Raw genomic sequence first — 20,854 nt, forward strand, 5'->3', positions numbered from 1 at the left:
GCCGTTTTTGTTCAATAAATAGACTCAGAGCGGTAAAACGCTCGTCTGCAGTTTGACGAGCAAAAGTCAAAGCGGAATAAGGATAATTATAATGGTATTGAATCACTTAATGGGGTTATATACCCATCCTAAACAGGAATGGCAAACCATAGAACAAAACCATGAGGCATTGAAAAGTTGTCTCAGTCACCTGCTACTCATTGCGCTCATCCCTTCTATCTGCAGTTATATCGCCGCTGTGCACATCGGCTGGAATCCCGGTGCCGGCGAACCTCTTTTTCTAACGGCACAAAGCGGCTTCTTTATGTGTGCCGGTATGTACTGTAGTTTGGTATTCGGCGTATTTGCCCTCGCCTACCTGGCCTATTGGATGGGCCAAACCTTTGATGCCCACCCGGACTTTACCCAGTGTCTGGAACTGGCTTCCTATACCGCCACGCCGCTGTTTATGGTGGGGCTGGCGGCGCTTTACCCTGAACTCTGGTTTATTATGGTGATAGGATTGATAGGTCTTAGCTACTCCGTATACCTGCTGTATACCGGGGTCCCTATCATAATGAACATTCCCGAAGAAAAAGGCTTTATCTATGCCAGCTCTGTTGTCACCGCAGGCTTGGTGCTCCTGGTGGCACTGATGGCCGGCAGTGTGATCCTCTGGAGCATGGGACTCGGCCCAATACTGCAATAGTAAACGCGGCTGACATGAAAAAGGCGCTCAATGAGCGCCTTTTCTATCTGTATCCTCGAAGTATTAAGCGAATGAATCTCTTAATGCCACAGTGCGGTTAAATACCAGCTTATCTGGACTTGAGTCCTTGCTGTCGGCGCAGAAGTAACCTTCACGCTCAAACTGATAGGCCTTTTCGGCCTCTGCTTGCACCAGACCGGCTTCAACCAGACCATGCTTAACCACCAAAGATTCCGGGTTCAGTACTTCATCCACCGTTTCTGCCGCGGCCGGATTAGCGTCAACGAACAAGCGATCATAGAGACGGAACTCGGCAGGTACAGCGCTGCTGGCTTCGACCCAGTGGATCACGCCCTTAACCTTGCGGCCATCGGCAGGGTTTTTACCCAGAGTCTCAGGGTCATAACTGCAGTATATGGTGGTGATCTTACCGTCAGCGTCCTTGTCGCAACGCTCGGCTTTAATCACATAGGCGTTGCGCAGACGCACCTCTTTGCCCATCACCAGACGCTTGTAGTGCTTGTTGGCTTCTTCACGGAAGTCGGCCGCATCGATATAAAGTTCACGGCCAAAGGCCAGCTCACGATTACCCAGTTCTTCCTTATTGGGATGCACCGGCGCACTAACATGCTCCAACTGCTCTTCTGGATAGTTCTCAATGATCACCTTAACCGGGTCGATAACCGCCATGGCTCTTGGGGCATTGTCGTTTAGCTCTTCACGGATACAGGCTTCGAGCATGCCCACTTCCACCAGGTTATCCTGTTTGGTCACGCCGATGCGATCACAGAACTCACGGATGGAGGCCGGGGTGTAACCACGGCGGCGCAGACCGGCGATAGTCGGCATGCGGGGATCATCCCAGCCATTAACCAACTGACGCACCACCAGCTCGTTGAGCTTACGCTTGGACATCAGGGTATATTCCAGATTCAGGCGTGAAAACTCATACTGACGGGTACGGTTGGGGATCTTGAAATCATCCAGATTATCCAACACCCAGTCATAGAGGCGACGGTTATCCTGAAACTCCAGCGTACAAAGGCTGTGAGTGATATTTTCCAGCGCATCAGAAATACAGTGGGTAAAGTCGTACATGGGATAGATGCACCACTTATCACCCGTCTGATGGTGATGAGCGAACTTAATTCGGTAGATCACCGGGTCGCGCATACACATGAAAGGTGATGCCATGTCTATCTTGGCCCGCAGTGAACACTCGCCTTCTTTAAACTCACCGGCGCGCATCTTTTCAAACAGCGCCAGGTTTTCTTCAACGCCGGTGTCACGATAAGGGCTATTCTTGCCCGGCTCTTTCAAAGTGCCGCGATACTCGCGCATCTGCTCGCCATTGAGAAAACACACATAAGCCAGACCTTTTTTGATCAACTCAACGGCATAGCCGTAGAGGTTATCAAAGTAGTCTGACGAGTAATGGATATCACCTGCCCACTGGAAGCCCAGCCATTGCACGTCCGCTTTAATGGAATTCACATAGTCGATATTTTCCTTTTCCGGATTGGTATCGTCAAAGCGCAGATTACACTGGCCCTGATAATCCCTGGCAATACCGAAATTCAAACAGATAGATTTAGCATGACCTATGTGCAGGAAGCCATTAGGCTCTGGTGGGAAACGGGTGTGCACATTGGTGTGCTTACCGCTCGCCAAATCTTCATCTATGATATTGCGAATGAAGTTACTTGGACGTACTTCGGTGTCCACATGACTCATGAAATTCCTCTTTGCGAACAATGGCAGTCTAACGAAAAGAGGCATGATCCTACAGATCATGCCCGGTTACAATCCTTCTAGAATAAAAACTGCGGCGCACTTCGTCAAACCCGGCGCCGTGATCAAAAAAGCAGCCTCAAAGGCTGCTTTCTTGCTTGTGACTTTACTCAGTCACTATCTTGATACCCGGAATAATCTCTTGGGTCTTGCGACCTTTGCGCTTCAGCCACATATAGAAACCAATCAGGGCAAGAACAAAGAAGCTAATCCAAGCGCTGGACTGCAATGGATGCTCGGCAAAAGTCGCACCTTGATAGACCACAGTGGCACTGCCGTAAGCCAGTGCAAAGGTCCAAGTAGCCGCGAAAGTAGCCCAACGACTGCCAAACTCATTCACCAGTGCGCCCATAGCGGCCACACAAGGGGTATAGAGCAAAATAAACAGCAGATAAGAGAAGGCCGCCAATTGTCCGCTGAACCCTGCCTGCAGCGCCCCGAATGTTGACTGATCAACCCCCTGCTCTTCGGCAGCCAGGTTTTTATCTTCAACATGGCCCACAGACAACTTGAGCGGATCTTCCATCACTATGCCGAACAGATTGGCCGGAATGGTCGCCAGCGCCTCGGAGAAGCTGTCCATCAAAGGAGTAAGCTCACCATCACCGCCATCAGCCGTGCTATACAAGCTATTGAGCGTACCCACTACCGCTTCTTTGGCGAAGATCCCTGTCACTATCCCAACCGTGGCCGGCCAGTTGTCTTCCTCTATCCCCATAGGTGAAAACACCGGGGTGATTTTTTGACTGGCGACACTGAGCAGCGATTCCTGGCTGTCTTCATGGCCGAAGCTGCCGTCAACGCCTATGGCATTGATAAAGTTAAGCAGTGTTACTACGACCACAATGGTCTTGCCGGCGCCGAGAATAAAGCTCTTGGTACGCTTACCTGTGCGGGAAGCCACAGCTTTTAGCTTGGGCATTTCATAGCTTGGCAGCTCCATCACCACGGCACTACTGTTCCCTGGCAGCAAGGTATTACGCAGCAGTAGGCCTGTGCCTATCGCCGCCAAAATACCTATAAGATAGAGACCGAACACCAGGTTCTGACCTGAGTCAGGGAAAAAAGCCGCCGCAAACAAGGCGTATACCGGCAATCTGGCACCACAGGACATAAAGGGCGCCATCATACCCGTGACGATACGTTCGCGTTCACTACCCAGGGTGCGGGTCGCCATGATGGCAGGCACAGAGCAGCCGAAACCAACAATCATGGGCACAAAAGCCTTGCCGGGCAGGCCGATGCGACGCATCAAACCGTCAACCACAAAAGCGGCACGGGCCATATAGCCGGAGCCTTCCAACACTGATAAAGCCAAAAACAGCGCCGCGATAACCGGAATAAAGGTCGATACCGTCTGAATACCCTGACCTATACCACCGGCCAGCAGAGTCACCAACCAGGCAGGAGCACCTATGTTGGTCAGCAAGGCCCCGAAATGATCAACAAACAGTGCACCGGCACTGATATCGAAGAAGTCGATAAAGGCACTGCCCACGTTGATGGCAAACATGAACATCAGGTACATCACCAGCAAAAATACCGGGATACCCAATACAGGATGCAATACCAACTTATCAAGCCTGTCACTCAAGGTCAGTTGACCGTCGGCATTGACAGAACCCTTGTAAACGCGCTCGACAAAGTCAAAACGTGTTGTGGCGACCATGATCTCTATATCTTTGCCTTCGAGTGTCAATTGATCTGTCACTCTGGAGACTTGTTCATCGAGTAAATTGTTTTGACAGGAACCACAACCCAGACCATTAGCCAACATAGCCAAGGCTCGGCCACGACTCAGTTGAGCGTCACTGCCCATAATGGCAGCGACGCCGGTTTCAATAGTGGCATCATACTGCAGCATCAAAGGCGACTCTGAAACCCGCCCTTCCAGCAGTGCTATCACCTGTTCCTTGACCCGCTCGACGTCTTGGGCTTCTCTAGAAGTCACGCCTATCACAGGGCAACCCAATTCTCGACTCATGGCTTGGGTATCGACCCGAATGCCGCGCTTGACCGCCGCATCCATTTTATTGAGTACCACAACCATGGGTATGCCAAGTTCACGCAGCTGCACTGTCAGATACAGGTGACGTTCGATATTGGTGGCATCTACCAGATTGATGATGCCATCGACTTTCTGGCTGGCCAGATACTGCTGGGCAATCTGCTCATCCAGCGAGCAATCACAGTTGTTGCCAGCGGGAAGAAGATCGTAAATGCCGGGTAAATCAGTGAGAAAGACATCATCACCGTTTAGCGAAAAGTGACCGGTTTTCTTTTCAACTGTCACCCCGGACCAGTTACCCACCTGTTGATTGGCACCTGTCAGGGCATTGAACAATGTCGACTTACCGGCATTGGGGTTGCCGACAGTGACACAATGAAACTGCTTAGTCATTGGCCTTTTCCACCTCTATAATCTGTGCCAGATCCTGACGCATGCACAACTTACTGCCGCGGATGTCCAATTCCAACCCGGATCCCATGGGAGCTCGACGGATCAAAGAAAAACGGGTATTTGGAGTGATCCCCATGGACAGGAGCTTGCGTTTGACCACTGCAGGCAGATCCAGATGGCCAACTTCGGAAATCATGGCGCGATCACCGGGTTTCAATTCACTTAACTTCATTGCCTCTACCACTGAAAACAGCATGCAAGCATGCGGGTAATGATTCGATTTTACCTGAAACCGTCAAATAAGAACTTTATCTGGATCAAGCTTTTCAACTGGTAACGATAATAGTTTTCAATTGTGTTGGCTATTATGAGACAAAAGCGCTCGGGAATAAACCGCTTAAGCGCAAATAACCGAAACTGAATCCGGTATTTTTCTGCTTCAGATCCCAATTTCAGCTTAAAGAGCGGCACAACAAAATGTGGTGCAGATCACACTTTGTTGTTTTCTTTTTTAAATCAGCCTTCTTTATACATAAGCATCATTAAAAAGTTATCGCCTTGTCATTTTTTTGCTCTATTCTTTAACATTAGCAATTCAGTAAATTACTGAAGCATGCCCAATAACTATAAATCGGCAATGAACGCGCTCAGGATGGAATGATGAAAATGGATAACTCGAGTAAACCAAACCTTTGGGGGTTGGGTTGCGCTCTCCCCTTATTGTTTTTGTTGGCCTTTGTGGCCGAAGCCACCCCATGGGACGACAAGGATCCGACCGAGGTTGAAGCCATTCTGGATGCCAAGTTTGCTGAAGGAAAATATTCTCCCAAGGGTGCTGACAGCTGCCTGATGTGCCACAAAAAGAACCAGAAAGTGATGGCGCTTTTTGATGGTGTCCACGGCAACCCCAATGTTGCTCAATCTCCGATGGCCGATCTGCAATGCGAAGCCTGCCACGGCCCCATGGGAAAACACAACCGCGGTGGTAAGGAGCCGATGATCACCTTTGGTGCCGACTCGCCGGTACCGACCGACAAACAGAACAGCGTCTGCCTCAGTTGCCACCAGGATGAACAACGCCTGGGCTGGAGTGCCAGCCACCACGACACCGCCGGAGTCTCCTGTGCCAGCTGTCACCAAGTGCACACAGGCCAGGATCCCATCCAGAGCCGTGAAACCGAAGTCGCCGTTTGCAGCAGTTGTCACTCAGAGCAACGTGCCGACATTCACAAACGCTCCGCTCATCCGATACGCACAGAGCAGATGGTCTGCAGCGACTGCCACAATCCTCACGGCAGCTTGGGGGATGCCAGCTTGAAACAGATGACGGTCAACGAAAACTGTTACAGCTGCCACGCCGAGAAGCGTGGGCCCAAGCTGTGGGAACACGCTCCGGTTACAGACAACTGCGCCAGCTGTCACAACCCTCATGGCAGCGTCAACGAAGCCATGCTGCTGGCCAAACCGCCTCAGTTGTGTCAGCAGTGCCATGCCTCCGACGGCCATGCAGCCAGAGCCTACTTCCCGGCCAATGAGCAAACCGGCTTGATGCCCAACGCCTATAACGCCGGCAACTCCTGCCTGAACTGCCACACCCAGGTGCATGGTTCCAACCATCCATCCGGCAAACTCTTGCAGCGATAAGGAGCTGAGTATGGTTATCGAGAAACAGACACAGATGAAACTGTCACTGCTGGCGCTCACCATAGCCTGCGTGATGCAGCCTGCCTGGGCCGGTGGCTATTCGCTGCAACAGGTCAATCGCACCGAGCTCAAACAGGACAAGTGGAGTTGCGGCCAGTGCAAGTTGCCACAGGAAAGCCGCGGCACACTTGAAGCCGGTGTGGCCTACAATGACGGCGACAATGCTGTGTTTGCCAATACTAGTGGCACAGATGCCGATGGCGCCACCGGGCACCTTGGCGGTGATGTCGTCTTTTATGGTGAGCGGGGTTACCGCACTCACATTGAAGCCGACAAACTGGGCTACGACACCGGCAGCGCCAGCCTGAGCATGGGAAGACCCGGCCAATTTGATATCCGTCTTGGTTATCGCGCCTTGGCCAACTTCGGCCCGGACAATGGCATGAGCCCCTATATCAATCAGGACAACAGACTGATGTTGCCGGACAACTGGCAAGCAGCAGCCCTCACTTCGCAAATGCCTGGGCTTGATGACAGCCTGACAAGCCAGCGACTGGAAATGAAGCGGGATCGCTTCACGCTGGATGCCCATTACCTGGGCAGCTTTTATAAGGCGGGGCTCAATTACCGTCACGAGCAACGCGATGGCACCCGCCAAACCAACGGCAACTTTCTTACCAACTCCATGGCATTGGCCACCCGAGTGGATGACAGTACCGACGAGCTTGAAGCCAAACTCTATTTCAAAGGAAAAGGCTGGCTGGCCGGATTCAATTCGACCCTGAGCCAATACAGTAACGACTATCAGGCACTCTATTGGGAAAACGCATTCTTTCCCACATTCGGGGCCGCCTATAATGGCCAACTCGCCGACAATCCGGATAACAAGGCATTGAGAGTCGGCGCCGATCTGCAGTTATCCGAGGCCGGACATCAAATATTGATGCACACGGCATTCACCCGCATGACTCAGGATCAGGCGCTGTTACCGGCCACCATCAATGGTCCTTCACCTCAGTTGCCCGCAATCGATGGCGACATGCAGGTCGATGTACTGGAACTCAAACTCAAGTATGCCGCTCGCCTCAGCAGAGGCTTGTCTGTTCGCGGTGGTTACGACTATCGCGACCGGGAAAACAAGACACAACTTAAAGACTGGCCGCAGGTGAGCAGTGACAGCTGGCACCAGGGCAGCGCCACGCCCGCGGCCTATGACCACACCCGCCAAAGAGCCGATATCGCCTTCAACTACCGTTTTACCCGCGCCCTGTCTCTTGACGCAGGTTACGAGTATGAGCACCACAGCTATAGCGATCTGGCGCGCGAATCCCTGTTCCAATCCAGCGTGTTTGCCAAGCTGAACCTGCGTGCCAGCCGCGATTGGCAGTTGTGGTTCAAAGGTGAACTCAGTGAGCGCAGTGGCGGCAGTTATCAGACATCCGAGCTGAGCCAAAGCCCCAATAATCCTTGGATGCGTCAGTATTGGTTGGCGGATAGAAAACAAACCCTGTTGCGACTGCAAAACGATTACCGCTTCAGCGATGCCCTGTCGTTCAGCCTGGCGCTGAATCATAAACAGCAAGACTACGATGAGACGCTTATCGGCCTGGATGAAGTCAGCAGTTGGGGCTACGGCCTCAGTGGCAACTATCAATTCTCAGCCCAGTTTGGCCTCAATGCCTGGCTCAATCAGGACTGGCAGGATACAGATCAAACCGGCTCAGCCTCTTTCGGCCCCAGCGGTTGGTACAGCCGTGCCAGCGACAGCAGCACTGTCGCCGGGTTCGGCATCTACTATAACGAATTGCTGGATAAACAACTGGATCTGGGCTTCGACTGGCAATATTCAAAAGGCGAAAGCGAGACGGATGTCAGCCAGGGGCTCACTCTGGATTACGGCGATTACTATTCACGTCGCCATACCTTCAACGCCTTTGCCAAGTATCACTTCAGCGACAAGATGGCATTGAGGCTGGATTGGTTGTTTGAACACTATCAGGACAGTGACTGGCTCAATCAGGGATTAACCCCGGATAGCATCCCCAACGTACTCAGCTTTGGAGATCTTGGCCAGGACTATAACGCCCACTATCTGGGGCTGACACTGAGTTACTCCCTATAAGAGCAAGAGGCGAAGAGCGATGTCAAAGGAATACACCCCAAAAACTCCCCTGTTTTACCTAGGCGCGCCCCTGCTGACCGCCATGTTGGCTCTCTCAGGTTGCGGTGGTGATGATGGCAACCCGGGAACCCCCGGCGAACCGGGCGGCGAACCGGCAATGAATATCAGTAAGCTCAATATTGAGGTCAAGGAAACGGCCCTCGAAGAGGGCATTACCCGGGTAGATTACCGGGTCACCAATCAGGATGATGAGCCGGTAGTCGGTATCCCCTCAGGACGCTTCATTGCCGCGCAGTTGTTGCCGGAAGGCAGCAGTGGGGCCGGCAACAGCAGTGAGTGGCAGTATTTCACTTCAGAGACCTGCTCCAGCAGCTGTCCGGGCACCTATGTTGACCATAAAAATGGCAACTACTCCTACAGTTTCAGTGCCCCTTTCGACGGTATGAATGAGATAGCTGAAATCACCGGCGCCACCCACAGAGTGGTGATCAAACTCGGTGGTGATACGCTGGCAGATGGCACCGCATTGCCGGTAACCAATGACCATTACGACTGGCAGCCACCTGCGGGTGCTCCGGCCTACAGCCGCAACATTGTCTCCATCGACACCTGTAACAGCTGTCACAATGACCTGGCGTTTCACGGCGGTAACTATAACCAGGTGGAAACCTGTGTCACCTGCCACAATGCCACTCGGGTTAGCAATCCGGAAAACATCTTCCCGCAAATGATCCATGCCAAGCACCTGGCCGGATTCCCCAAACCCTTGTCTGACTGTCAGACCTGTCATAAAGAGGACGAAACCCTCAGCGAACAACACAACTGGTTCCGGGTGCCAACTATGGAGTCCTGTGGCAGCTGTCATAACGATATCGACTTCGTCAAAGGCGAAGGTCACCCGGCGCAAGCGGATAACAGCAATTGTGTCGCCTGCCACAATCCGGATTGGACCCGTGAAGTCCACGCCAATCAAGAGAACCTGGTGGCCCTTGGGCAATTCAAGGCCGAGGTCACCAACGCCAGTGTCAGCGGCACCAGTTTGAGCTTCTCGCTCAAGCTGAGTAACCCGCAGACAGGTGCAGCCTATAACGACAGCGCCGAAAAACAGGTGTTTGTCAGCGATCTCAGAGTCTATGCCAACTGGGGCACCAGCTTTGATTACGCCACCCGCTCTGCCCGTTCAATTAGGGTACATGAAGTGGCGCCGCTGTCCGGCAGTAATGGTGTCTATCAGTATCAGTTGGATGGACTGACCATTCCCGCCGGCAGTGAAGCCGATGCCGGTACCCTGGCGATTCAGGGTCGCGTCTGTGCCAGCCAAGGCATGCTGGTCGACTGCAGTGACAACGCCGCCAGTGTGCTGGTTATCAAGTCGAGCCACCAGTCATTCAACATGGCCGGGCTCACTACGGCCGGGAGACGCCAGGTGGTCAGCAACGAAACCTGTGGCAGCTGTCATGGCGATCAGCAATTGAACTTCCACGGTGCTCGCAACGACTTGGCCGGTCAGTGTCAGCTGTGCCACAACCCCAATATGCAAGCCGATGCCACTGCTGCCAATCCATCAGCGAGCAGCGCCGACTTCAAACAGCTGATCCATGCGTTGCACTCGGCACGCTACGAAGGATTCGAGACGCTGCAGTTCCCGGGGAACATAGGCAACTGTGCTCACTGCCACAGCAAAGATGAAAATGGCGTGTTGAGTATGGCGCTGCCGCTCAAATCGGCGGTGCAACCCTTGAGCCTGAATGACGGCAGCTTCACCAGCCCCACGGCGGCAATCTGCAGTAACTGCCACCAGAGCGATGGTGCCCGCAACCATATGACACAACAAGGGGCCGTGTTCCAAGGCGCTGAAGCCGATGCCAAGGCAGGAACAGAAAGCTGCGCCACCTGTCATGGGCAGGGTGGCCTGGCCGATGTCACCAAGGTGCATCCTATCGCTCAGTAACAACAATAAGCCGCCCTTTAAGGGCGGCAATAACAGGAAAGAGCCGGTATTTAAACACTGGCTCAGTCGTGCAATCAAAGCAATGCAGGGAAATAATGATGAAAAGCTCAAGACTGGTTAAAGGGCATACCCGCCTGGCATTGGCCACTCTGATGTCGCTGACGCTCATGGCATGTGGCAGTGACGGCAAGGATGGCGAAGACGGTAAGGACGGCGTGATCGGAGTGAATATCGATGCCACTCCGACACTCAAGGTCAAGTTTACCGACGCCAAAGTGGAAGCAGGTAAGGTCACGGTCGACTTTATGTTGACCAACGCCAATGGTGTGGCAGTGCTGGGTCTGAACAAAGACTATGACCTCAGATTTGGTATCGCTCAGCTGACACATGTGACCGAAACCATAGGTGAAGGCGAAGAAGCCAGAGAAGCCGACTGGGGATTCCAATGGCAAGCCTATATCAATAGCCTCAAACAACCATCATCGGTTCCCGATGGGGTGGACAACCTCAGTCCATCGCCTCAGTATCAGGCTGGAGTCGAAGCCGCCAGCGCCTGCGAGACCTGCCTGGTCGACAATGGTGACGGCAGTTATAGCTATAGTTATCAGGTCAATATTGCCGAAGTCACAGAGCCGCTGGCCATAGCTTATGATGCCGATGCCACTCAAAGGGCCACGCTGGAACTGAAACTGCCTCAAATTACCGCCAATGCCCATTATGATTGGCAACCGTCCAGCGGCAAGACAGAAGGCATTCAGACCCGCAATGTGGTCGCCATAGATGCCTGTTACACCTGTCACCAACCGGACAGCCTGGAGCTGCACGGCGGACGGCGCATAGCGCTGGAAAACTGCGCCTCCTGCCATACTGCGACCTCTGGTGATCCTGAGTCGGGTAACAGCGTGGAGTTCACCTATCTGATCCACGCCATTCACCGCGGCGCAGAACGGCATACCTATGATGCCGATGGCAATGAAGTGCCGGCACCATACAAGATTGTCGGTTATGGCGGCAGCGTCCACGACTATGGTGTGGTCGGCTTCCCCCGTAAGCCTGCTTCAGACTGTAGCGTCTGTCACCAGGAAGGCAGTGGCACTCCGGCCAATGCCGACCTATTCAAGGCCGAGAAAAGCAATACTGCCTGTGTCGCCTGTCACACAGAAAAACCTTCATCCCACCACTCCAGCACTGATTGTATGGCTTGCCACAACACTGACAATACCTATCACGGTACCGGCAGCGCAGCCAAACGCCACGGTGATGTGATGCAAGCTTACACTCTGGCGGCAGAGCTGAGCGTCAAGGTGTTGGAGGTCAGCAGCAACGCCGGCAAGATGACCTTTAAAGTGCAGGTGTTGGATAAAGACGGTAACGCCATGGAGCAAAGCTTTATCGATCAGAGCAGCCGTATGATAGTCGGCTGGGATATAGACAAGGACTACCCTGCCTATAACGAAGCCTCCTACAGCCAGCGCCGTATTCGTCTCAGTGAAGGCAGTTTTGACGCCACCAGCAAGAGCTATACGCTGACTCCGGCGTTTGATATGCCGGCAAACCCGGATGGCAAGAGCTTTGAAATCTGGTCGGCACTGGAAGCCTGCTTCAATAACGGCGGTTATGGTGTTGCCGATATTCAACTGACAGACTGTGCAACCGATGGAGTTCGCTCTGTGGCTATCCAGCAGGAACCCTACCGCTTTGTCTGGGGCAACAATGGTGTCGACAGCAGTATGGATGCCATGGCCCGCCGCGCCATCATAGACCCGACCAAGTGTCAGAGTTGTCATGGCAAGGAGATCCATCACTATGACAATGGCGTCAACTGCCAAACCTGCCATACACCGGATAAGACACTGCGAAATGATGCCGATTATCCCGGCGGCAAAATCCCCTCAAGCTTTGCCTGGAAGGCACACGAGCGTGAAGGCCACTTCCTCAAATATGCAGGGCTTAAGTCCGGCACTGTGCTGAAAACCGATTGTGCCACCTGTCATGCAGAGTCCTCCGGCAGCGTCACAGGTATCACTCTGGGTAGGTCACCGGATCGCGTCTGGCGTTATGGTGACATCAGCAATGGCGGCGCGGATATCTGGGTTTCCTCAGATGCCGGCTCCTGTTTGAGCTGCCACCAGCAGTACCTGAGTGATGCAGCCAAATCGCATATTCAGGCCAACGGCGGTATTCTGGATGGCATGGATGAAGCCGATGTCCGTAATCGTGCCAAAGAGGCCTGTGCCACCTGTCACACCCCGGCTCAGCTGATGACAGCACACGGCAATTAAACTCAATATTGCTACCAAAGGGAGGCTTTCGCCTCCCTTTTTTATGCAGCAAAATTCGTTAAAAAAGCCTTTAAAACACACGTTTTTTTGATCAGGATTAACTTTTTTTGATCTAGCGGTATACCCCTAAAGAAATAGTCGGATCTTAATCACATAACCCATCTAAAGTGACTGATTAATCCCCACCACTTGGGTAGCCTTGGCCTTGGAAAAATAATTCCACACACTTTCCATGGTTGATGAGATTTATTCTTATTTAACCTCTGGTTAGTGATGATTAAAATCACTTGCAGGGAAATATCATGATGAAACGGTTTAATTTCAATGCCGCGACGAAAGCGATGTTGGGTGCCGGTTTGCTGTCTCTGATGCTGGCCGGTTGTGGCAGCGACGGTTCAGATGGCGAACCAGGTAAGCCAGGTCCTGTCGGCACACCTATAAGCAAAGTCAACACGCTGAAATCCAAGATTAATTCCGCGTCTGTAGACACCAACGGCTTCCTGACAATCAACTTCAGCTTGTCTGATGCCAACGGCGCCGCCGTCTTTGGTTTGAAAAACACTGACATAGGCGCAGTCTCCTTCGGCCGTGTCGGCAGCGAAGATGAGATTGAAGGCCTGACCGATGTAGAAGGCCAAGCGAGAGAGATCTGGCTGAGCTACTTTAACAAAGACAAAGGTGATGGCTTCTACACTGGCTCTTCCTACTTCCAGGGTAAAAACTGTGAAGACTGTCTGACCGACAATCAGGACGGCACCTACACACTGAAACTGAATAAAGCCATAGATACTCTGGGTAAATACGACTACAAGGCCGACATGGTCAACGGTATTTATCTTGGCATCAAGACAGCCAATGCGGCCAACGTTAATCTGGTTAACAACAGTTTCTTCTACTGGCAACCCTCTTCCGATACTACTCAGGCCAAACCCAAGCCGATTATCGCCGATGAAACCTGTCAAAGCTGTCACAGACCCGGTCATGATGGCGCACTGGCCATGCACGGTGGCAAACACGTCACCCTGGAAAGCTGTACCTTCTGTCACACCGACTACAACAGCTACATGAAGGATGACAAGGACGAAAATGGCCAAGTGATCGGCAGCCACAAATTCGACGGCTCCATCAAAGGCATGGCACACGAAGTACACAGTCATGCCTTCTACAACGGTATTTTCCCGCAATCAGCCAGTAACTGTCAGACCTGTCACCAACCCAGTGAAACCCTGACCATGGCCGATGCCTGGAAAGCCGACAAGGATTCCGCAACCTGTCTGAATTGTCACAACAGCCCATATGCCGTGCCTTCCTGGCACTGGGATGCAGAAAACAGCCAGATTAAAGAAAAAGTGCAAAACTGTGTCTCCTGTCACAGCGACCCTGATGGCCAGGTTTTTGGTGCCGAACGCGCCCACTACAGCAACAACGACAGTGCTCAGGCCGCCAAAACCCGCGTCATTTTCAATAGCATGACCTATGATGAGGCCAGCAAGACAGTCACGGCCAATATGACGGTCAAACACGGCGACACCAATGTGACGCTGGCGCAGATTGACTCCAGCCCATATAAATATGGCGGTTTCACCAGCGCCATCGTCTTCAACGGTGTGGTCAAAGACGACTTCCTGGTTAACTACCAGAAAGTAGGTTACGACCACTTCAGTGAAGGCGCCGACGGCAGCATAGATGTCACCTTCAGCGACGGCGACTTCAAAGTAGCCGAAGTCATGGGTACGCCAGAGGTTAAAGTAGCCTTGAGCAGCCAGCTGCATGTCTGTTTCGACGGTACTGGAACCGTGGCCGATTGCGAATTTGATGCTGATGGAAAAATTACCAACTCCGGCCCTTACGTACCGTCTGACACAGCCTACTTCAATCTGGATGGCAGCAAAGTCGACGCTACCCCAAGGGTGCAACATGCCGAAATGACCGCTTGTCAGCAGTGTCACACTACTGCCATCAAGCACCGTTTCTCCAACGACATCGACGGTTGTGCCTCCTGCCATAACGGTACCCGCGACAAGAAGGGGGACGGCTCATCCAACCTGGCGTACATAGTGCATTCCAAGCACTACCTGTATGACAGCTCAGACAATGGCTTCTTCAAGAAGACAGACTGTCAGACCTGTCACGGTAAAGACGGCTTCTCACTGAAGAAAATTGCCGCCGATGCCGCGCCGGTTGCCTTCGGCAAGACTGAAGATGGCACAGAACAGACTCTGGTATCGCCACAGACTGCCGCCTGCGCCAGCTGTCACCAACCGCCATACGGCCTGAGTGAAACCACTATCAACCACATAGTGACCAATGGTGGTGTGATAGGTACAGGCCACGGTGTAGCTGCAAGTGATTATGACGCCCAGAAAGGCCAAGAAGCCTGCGCTACCTGTCATACAGACTCCCAGCTGTTGGAAGCTCACTCCAACTGGAGTTTCGATCACTAATACTTAACCCTAAAGAGAGGCTTCGGCCTCTCTTTTTTTATCTGTCAAATTGTTAAAATCGAATTAAAAAACAGCGTTTTTTTGATCGAGATTAAGTTTTTCCTACCAGCTCAAATACCTCTTTATAAATAGAAAGATCCAAGTCACACATTAACACCAGTTATGCAGCTTTTCGGCCCTGCTTGAGTTAGCCTTTTCAAGGGGAAATCCTATTTCCGGTATCGGGTTAAGGGCCAATTACATAATCAATTTGGTTGACTCAAATCAACCACTCCCTAAACCAGATACTTCCACTATTGCAGGGAACAAGATGATGAACGCACAAAAAACCAGAATCGCACTGCTGCTGGCAGCCAGTGCAGCTACTCTGGCCTTAGGTGGCTGTGGTGGCGATGATGGCAACGATGGTAATCCAGGTAACCCAGGCGGCGAGCCGGCAGGCGAAATCAAAGCACTGCATTTCAGCTTTGAGCAGGCCGTTGTCAAAGACGGTATCCCAACGGTTGAATTTACCGTGACCAACGAAGACGATATGCCGGTAGTTGGCCTGCAGAAGTTCCGCTTCGCCGCCGCTCAGTTGCTGCCGGAAGGCGCAACCGGTGCCGGTAACGCCTCTCAGTGGCAGTATTTCGGCAACGAAGACTGCACTGTAAGCAGCAGCTGCGCAGGTACTTTCGTTGACCACAAAAACGGTAGCTACAGCTACACCTTCAGCAAGACACTCAATGAACTGAGTAAAGATAGCATCAGCTTCAACCCTGAGCTGGCCCAGCGGGTATTGCTGCGTGCTTACAACACACCACTGCCTGACGGCACTCTGATCCCCAACAGCAACGCCTTCGTCGACTTCAGTGCCGACTCAGGTGCTGCCGCATACAGCCGCATGCTGGTGAGTACTGATAGCTGTAATACCTGTCACGGTGACTTGGCCGACGTCAAACATAACGGTGGCTATCCTGACGTCAACTATTGCGCCACTTGCCACACTTCAGGAAAGGTAAAACCAGGCAATGAATTCAACGCCATGATCCATACCAAGCACAAGGATCTAGGCCTGGATGCGCTTAACAGCTGCCAATCCTGTCACAACGACACCAATGTCGAGCTGACGCCCGATTGGGGCAACTGGTCCAAAGTGCCTACAGCTGCAAGTTGCGGTAGCTGCCACAGCAACATAGATTTTGCTGCTGGTCAGGGCCACAGCCAACAAACCGACAACTCCAACTGTATCGCCTGTCACAACAGCCAATGGACTGAAGAGCTGCACACAGGTGTAACCGGTGATAAGCGCGCCGTTATCGCTCAGCGCGGTCTGGCCGCAGAGATGACAGGCAACGCCGACAACAGTGCCACTCTGACTGTGACTCTGCTGGATAAAGCCGGTAATGCGCTGGATGCCAACAAGGAGCTGGCCAAGATCAAGCGCCTGGAAACCATCACCAACGTGGGCCCTAACTTCCCTGTCATGGGCTACAACGTCAGCCCTGGAAGCGGTAAAGCCAAGGTTGCCAAAGATCTGGTTAAAGACGGCCAGCTGCAGGACGCCGTGACCCTGGTTGACGGCAAGCTGCAATTTACCGTTCAAGATCTGCCTTTCGGTGCCGGTGATGCCGATACTGCCTTTAGCTTTATCGGTCTGGAAATGTGCAACCAAGGCAGCGAGCTCATCGCCTGTGCCGATGGCGTTGCCACTACCAGTATGAAAGCTCAACTGGCCTTCGCTACCAAGTCGGGTGATGCGCCTAGTCACCGTCATATCGACTCTGTGGACTTCGCTACCTGTCAGGGCTGTCACAGCGACACCTTCGAACTGCACAAAGGCCACTACTCCGGCTTTGTGATGACAGACCAGCTTGCTCGCGAAGTGAATGGCAAGCTCACCGTCGGTGTTGATGGCTGTGTGGCCTGTCATACGCCTGATGGGACTTACGCCAGCGGTGCCAACAAAGGCGCCTTGGAGATGAAACTGCACAAGACCCACATTGAAAAGGCTCACGGCCTGATCGGTGGCAACTGTTCAGCCTGTCACAGTAAGCTGAATCTTGATGCCTTCAAGAACAAAGGCGCTCTGGCCACCTCAGCAGGTAAGTACACCACGCCTATCACTGCTACCTGTACTTCTTGTCACACTGTCGGTGGTGACTACATGGTACACACCAAGGAGCAACTGGAAGCCTACGGCGCTGTGGTAGATGGTGATTACACCCCTGCCAACCAGGCTGCGCAGCTGGAAACCTGTTTCTACTGCCACAAACCAACCGCCGCAGATCACACTCAGGTGAAGATGTAATTTGCCCAGGCCGGGGGAGTTATCTCCCCCGTCTTTCAAGGGTTTGGACAAATTAAGGATGCCTAATATGAGAATCAGCAAAAATATACCAACACTGCTAAGCGCCCTTCTGGCGACGGCAGTGTTATCTTTTGGTATCACCCAGGTGGCTCACGCCTCCAAGTGGGACGCCAAAATGAGCCCGGAAGAAGTGGAAGCGACTTTGGATCAGAAGTTTGCCGAAGGCAGCTACTCTTCCAAGGGCGCCGACTCCTGTCTGATGTGCCACAAGAAGTCAGAGAAGGTCATGGACCTGTTCAAAGGGGTTCACGGTGCCATCGACTCCAGCAAGAGTCCTATGGCCGGACTTCAGTGCGAAGCCTGTCACGGCCCCATGGGCAAACACAACCGTGGCGGTAACGAACCCATGATTACCTTCGGTAAGGGTTCTACCCTGGCGGCCGACAAGCAGAACAGCGTCTGTCTCTCCTGTCACAAGGATGACAAGCGTATGTCCTGGAACGGCGGTCACCACGACAACGCCGATGTTGCCTGTGCTTCTTGCCACAGCGTACATACCGCCAAGGACCCTGTGCTCTCCAAGAACACTGAGATGGAAGTCTGCACCAGCTGCCACACCAAGCAAAAGGCTGACATGAACAAGCGTTCCAGCCACCCGCTGAAGTGGGCACAGATGGTGTGCAGCGACTGTCACAACCCTCACGGCAGCACGACCGATGCCGATCTGAACAAGGCGTCAGTCAATGACACTTGTTACAGCTGCCATGCGGAGAAGCGCGGCCCAAAACTCTGGGAGCATGCACCCGTCACTGAGAATTGTGTCACTTGCCACAATCCCCACGGCAGTGTCAACGATGGCATGCTTAAGACCCGCGCTCCGCAACTGTGCCAACAGTGTCACGCCAGCGACGGCCACGCCAGCCGTGCTTATCTGGGTAACACAGGCATGGGTTCTCAGGTCAACGACAACGCCTTTACCGGTGGTCGCAGCTGTCTGAACTGTCACAGCCAGATCCATGGTTCAAACCATCCATCCGGCAAGTTGTTCCAACGCTAAGGAGGCGGGAAGATGAAATTCAAACTTAATTTGATCACCCTGGCTCTGCTGGCTCCTGCCAGTCTGGCGATGGCCGCCGACGGTTATGACCTGGCCAATGCCAATACCGAAAAGGTCAAGTTTTCGGCCTGGAGCTGTAAGGGTTGCGTCAGTGAAACCGGTGTATCCGGTACTATTGGCGCCGGAGTTGGCTATAACGACTCTGACGATATCCGTTCTGCCAACGCCTTTGCCGCCGAAGATGACTTTGCCGGCAAGGTGGACGCCGACCTGAACTATCGCGGTGAAAACGGCTATCGAGCCAGTATCGAAGCCGATAACCTGGGTATGGAAAACGGCCGGGTCGATATCAATGCCGGTAAACTCGGACAGTACAATATCAACCTGAACTACCGTCAGATCCACACCTATAAAACTGACTCTGCCATGAGTCCTTATCTGGGAATTGGCAGCGGCAACCTGACTCTGCCGGCCAACTGGCAGACAGCCGGTGGCAGCAACGAGATGCCCATGCTGTATGACAGCCTGAGCCCACTGGAGCTGTCGCTCAAGCGCAAGCGCACAGGCCTGGGTCTTGAATATCAGGGTGAAGAGCTGTGGAGCACCTATGTCACCTATATGCGCGAAGAAAAAACCGGCCTGAAAACTGCGTCCGGCAGCTTCTTCAACCAGTCAATGATGCTGGCCGAGCCTGTGGACTACACCACAGATACCGTCGAGGCCGGGATTAAACTCAAGGGTGACAACTGGTTTACCGCACTCAACTACAATGGTTCATTCTTCAAGAATGATATCCAGACCTTGAGATTCGACAACGCTTTCAACCCAACCTTTGGTGCCCAAAGAGTGGGCTATATGAGCCTGGATCCGGATAACGAGTCTCACACTGTGACCTTGAGCGGCCAATTTGCCCAGAAAGGCGCCGTGGTCAGCGGCCGTTTGTTCGCCGGACAGATGACCCAGGATGAGGCCTTTATCACCTCGGGTTACGGCTATCAATTGCCGCAGGAATCCCTGGATGGCAAAGTCGATATCCTGGGGATGAACCTCAAGGCGGTCAAACGCGCGACCCGCAATCTGCGGATCAGCGGCAGTTATGATTACTACGACAGGGACAACCAAACCCAGATCCAGGAATGGACCCAGATCAGTATCAATAACGTCAGTGGTCGTGTGGCCTACAACACCCCTTATGACAACACTAGTCACAAGGCCAAGTTGGCCATGGATTACCGGATTGCCAACGGCATGAAGTTGGACGCAGGTTATGACTACCGTCGTGATGAACGCAGCTATCAGGACAGGGAAATCACCGACGAGAACAGCGTTTGGGCCCGTTTCAGTCTCAACAGCTTTGAACACTGGAATATGTGGATCAAGGGCAGCTATGGCAAGCGCGATGGCTCAGAGTACGAAGCATCTGAATGGACCTCTTCCGAGTCCAACAAGTTGCTGCGCAAGTACAATCTGGCCGACCGCAAGCGCACTCAGGTTGAAGCCAGGGTGACTCACAGCCCTATCGACACCCTGACCCTGGATTTCGGTGCCCGCTATGCGCTGGATGACTACAACAACACGGTTATCGGTTTGACAGAATCCAAAGACCTCAGCTATGACGCCAGCATCAGCTATTTGCTGACAGACGATCTCAGCCTGAGCGCCTTCTACAACCATCAGACCATAGACTCAGATCAGGCCGGCAGCAGCAACTTCAGCACTGTCACCTGGACAGGAACCGTGGAAGACAAGGTGGATGTCATAGGTGCCGGTTTGGCCTACGACAACCTGCTGGAGAAGAAACTGCGTCTGGGACTGGATTACACCTACTCTGACTCGGACTCCAGCACTCAGGTACGCCAAGGCATCACAGGCGACTATGGCGATTACTATGCCAAAGTGCACAACGTCAACCTCTATGCCCAGTATCAGGCTACTGAGAAAATGGCGCTGCGTCTTGACTACAAGATGGAGAAATACGAGGACAACGACGCAGGTAACGATATCGCCCCGGATGGTATCTGGAACCTGGTCAGCTTTGGTGACAACAGCCATGACTACACGGCTCACCTGATCATGTTGAGCGTCAACTACCGTCTGTAATTCTCGCTCTTAGCTCCTAAAAGCCCGCTTTCGCGGGCTTTTTTTTTTATCTCTTCCCGCCTTCACCTCAAACCAACAAGCATT

Annotated in this window: 12 protein-coding genes; 9 read left to right on the forward strand and 3 right to left on the reverse strand. The window is 52.8% G+C overall.

Going from position 1 to position 20,854, the window contains the following annotated elements; all coding sequences use genetic code 11:
* Positions 1-91 precede the first annotated feature (91 nt).
* Positions 92-688, forward strand: coding sequence for a Yip1 family protein (locus CX650_RS12680; RefSeq protein ID WP_039033881.1), 597 nt, complete (start codon positions 92-94; stop codon positions 686-688).
* Between the two features lie 63 nt (positions 689-751).
* Here the strand turns inward: CX650_RS12680 and glnS are convergent, their stop codons facing one another.
* The 3 genes from glnS to CX650_RS12695 all read right to left on the reverse strand — a co-directional run bounded on the left by glnS (position 752) and on the right by CX650_RS12695 (position 5,112).
* A complete protein-coding gene (glnS, locus tag CX650_RS12685) occupies positions 752-2,422 on the reverse strand; it encodes a glutamine--tRNA ligase (protein WP_101096013.1) in 1,671 nt (556 codons plus the stop codon).
* A gap of 163 nt (positions 2,423-2,585) precedes the next feature.
* Positions 2,586-4,880 (reverse strand): Fe(2+) transporter permease subunit FeoB, encoded by a 2,295-nt coding sequence (feoB, locus tag CX650_RS12690; RefSeq protein ID WP_071476457.1) that lies wholly within the window; start codon positions 4,878-4,880, stop codon positions 2,586-2,588.
* Complete coding sequence (locus CX650_RS12695; protein ID WP_039033911.1) at positions 4,873-5,112, reverse strand: FeoA family protein; 240 nt, start codon at positions 5,110-5,112, stop codon at positions 4,873-4,875. The genes feoB and CX650_RS12695 overlap by 8 nt, the downstream gene beginning before the upstream one ends.
* A gap of 428 nt (positions 5,113-5,540) precedes the next feature.
* Between CX650_RS12695 and CX650_RS12705 the strand changes: the two genes are divergently transcribed.
* From CX650_RS12705 to CX650_RS12740, 8 genes are all read left to right on the forward strand, one after another.
* Positions 5,541-6,524 (forward strand): DmsE family decaheme c-type cytochrome, encoded by a 984-nt coding sequence (locus tag CX650_RS12705; RefSeq protein ID WP_039033877.1) that lies wholly within the window; start codon positions 5,541-5,543, stop codon positions 6,522-6,524.
* 10 nt (positions 6,525-6,534) lie between these two features.
* Positions 6,535-8,646 (forward strand): MtrB/PioB family decaheme-associated outer membrane protein, encoded by a 2,112-nt coding sequence (locus CX650_RS12710; RefSeq protein ID WP_101096014.1) that lies wholly within the window; start codon positions 6,535-6,537, stop codon positions 8,644-8,646.
* A 19-nt stretch (positions 8,647-8,665) separates the two neighbouring features.
* Positions 8,666-10,597, forward strand: a complete 1,932-nt coding sequence (locus CX650_RS12715) for an OmcA/MtrC family decaheme c-type cytochrome (RefSeq protein WP_101096015.1) — start codon at positions 8,666-8,668, stop codon at positions 10,595-10,597.
* A 95-nt stretch (positions 10,598-10,692) separates the two neighbouring features.
* Positions 10,693-12,879, forward strand: a complete 2,187-nt coding sequence (locus tag CX650_RS12720; RefSeq protein WP_167388644.1) for an OmcA/MtrC family decaheme c-type cytochrome — start codon at positions 10,693-10,695, stop codon at positions 12,877-12,879.
* 302 nt (positions 12,880-13,181) lie between these two features.
* A complete protein-coding gene (locus CX650_RS12725; protein WP_101096017.1) occupies positions 13,182-15,323 on the forward strand; it encodes an OmcA/MtrC family decaheme c-type cytochrome in 2,142 nt (713 codons plus the stop codon).
* 310 nt (positions 15,324-15,633) lie between these two features.
* On the forward strand, positions 15,634-17,613 hold the full coding sequence (locus CX650_RS12730) for a multiheme c-type cytochrome (protein WP_101096018.1): 1,980 nt from the start codon (positions 15,634-15,636) through the stop codon (positions 17,611-17,613).
* Positions 17,614-17,671: 58 nt separating this feature from the next.
* On the forward strand, positions 17,672-18,670 hold the full coding sequence (locus tag CX650_RS12735) for a DmsE family decaheme c-type cytochrome (protein ID WP_371872581.1): 999 nt from the start codon (positions 17,672-17,674) through the stop codon (positions 18,668-18,670).
* A 12-nt stretch (positions 18,671-18,682) separates the two neighbouring features.
* Positions 18,683-20,770: an MtrB/PioB family decaheme-associated outer membrane protein gene (locus CX650_RS12740; protein WP_044734224.1), complete on the forward strand. Its 2,088-nt coding sequence runs from the start codon at positions 18,683-18,685 to the stop codon at positions 20,768-20,770.
* Positions 20,771-20,854 lie beyond the last annotated feature (84 nt).

Origin of the sequence: Shewanella indica (genome assembly GCF_002836975.1) — a bacterium.
Lineage (GTDB): Bacteria > Pseudomonadota > Gammaproteobacteria > Enterobacterales > Shewanellaceae > Shewanella > Shewanella indica.

Bases quoted from the DNA above. Each gene is read 5' to 3' on its own strand.
- CX650_RS12680 (WP_039033881.1), top strand. From the start codon at position 92: ATGGTATTGAATCACTTAATGGGGTTATATACCCATCCTAAACAGGAA.
- glnS (WP_101096013.1), bottom strand. From the start codon at position 2,422: ATGAGTCATGTGGACACCGAAGTACGTCCAAGTAACTTCATTCGCAAT.
- feoB (WP_071476457.1), bottom strand. From the start codon at position 4,880: ATGACTAAGCAGTTTCATTGTGTCACTGTCGGCAACCCCAATGCCGGT.
- CX650_RS12695 (WP_039033911.1), bottom strand. From the start codon at position 5,112: ATGAAGTTAAGTGAATTGAAACCCGGTGATCGCGCCATGATTTCCGAA.
- CX650_RS12705 (WP_039033877.1), top strand. From the start codon at position 5,541: ATGAAAATGGATAACTCGAGTAAACCAAACCTTTGGGGGTTGGGTTGC.
- CX650_RS12710 (WP_101096014.1), top strand. From the start codon at position 6,535: ATGGTTATCGAGAAACAGACACAGATGAAACTGTCACTGCTGGCGCTC.
- CX650_RS12715 (WP_101096015.1), top strand. From the start codon at position 8,666: ATGTCAAAGGAATACACCCCAAAAACTCCCCTGTTTTACCTAGGCGCG.
- CX650_RS12720 (WP_167388644.1), top strand. From the start codon at position 10,693: ATGATGAAAAGCTCAAGACTGGTTAAAGGGCATACCCGCCTGGCATTG.
- CX650_RS12725 (WP_101096017.1), top strand. From the start codon at position 13,182: ATGATGAAACGGTTTAATTTCAATGCCGCGACGAAAGCGATGTTGGGT.
- CX650_RS12730 (WP_101096018.1), top strand. From the start codon at position 15,634: ATGATGAACGCACAAAAAACCAGAATCGCACTGCTGCTGGCAGCCAGT.
- CX650_RS12735 (WP_371872581.1), top strand. From the start codon at position 17,672: ATGCCTAATATGAGAATCAGCAAAAATATACCAACACTGCTAAGCGCC.
- CX650_RS12740 (WP_044734224.1), top strand. From the start codon at position 18,683: ATGAAATTCAAACTTAATTTGATCACCCTGGCTCTGCTGGCTCCTGCC.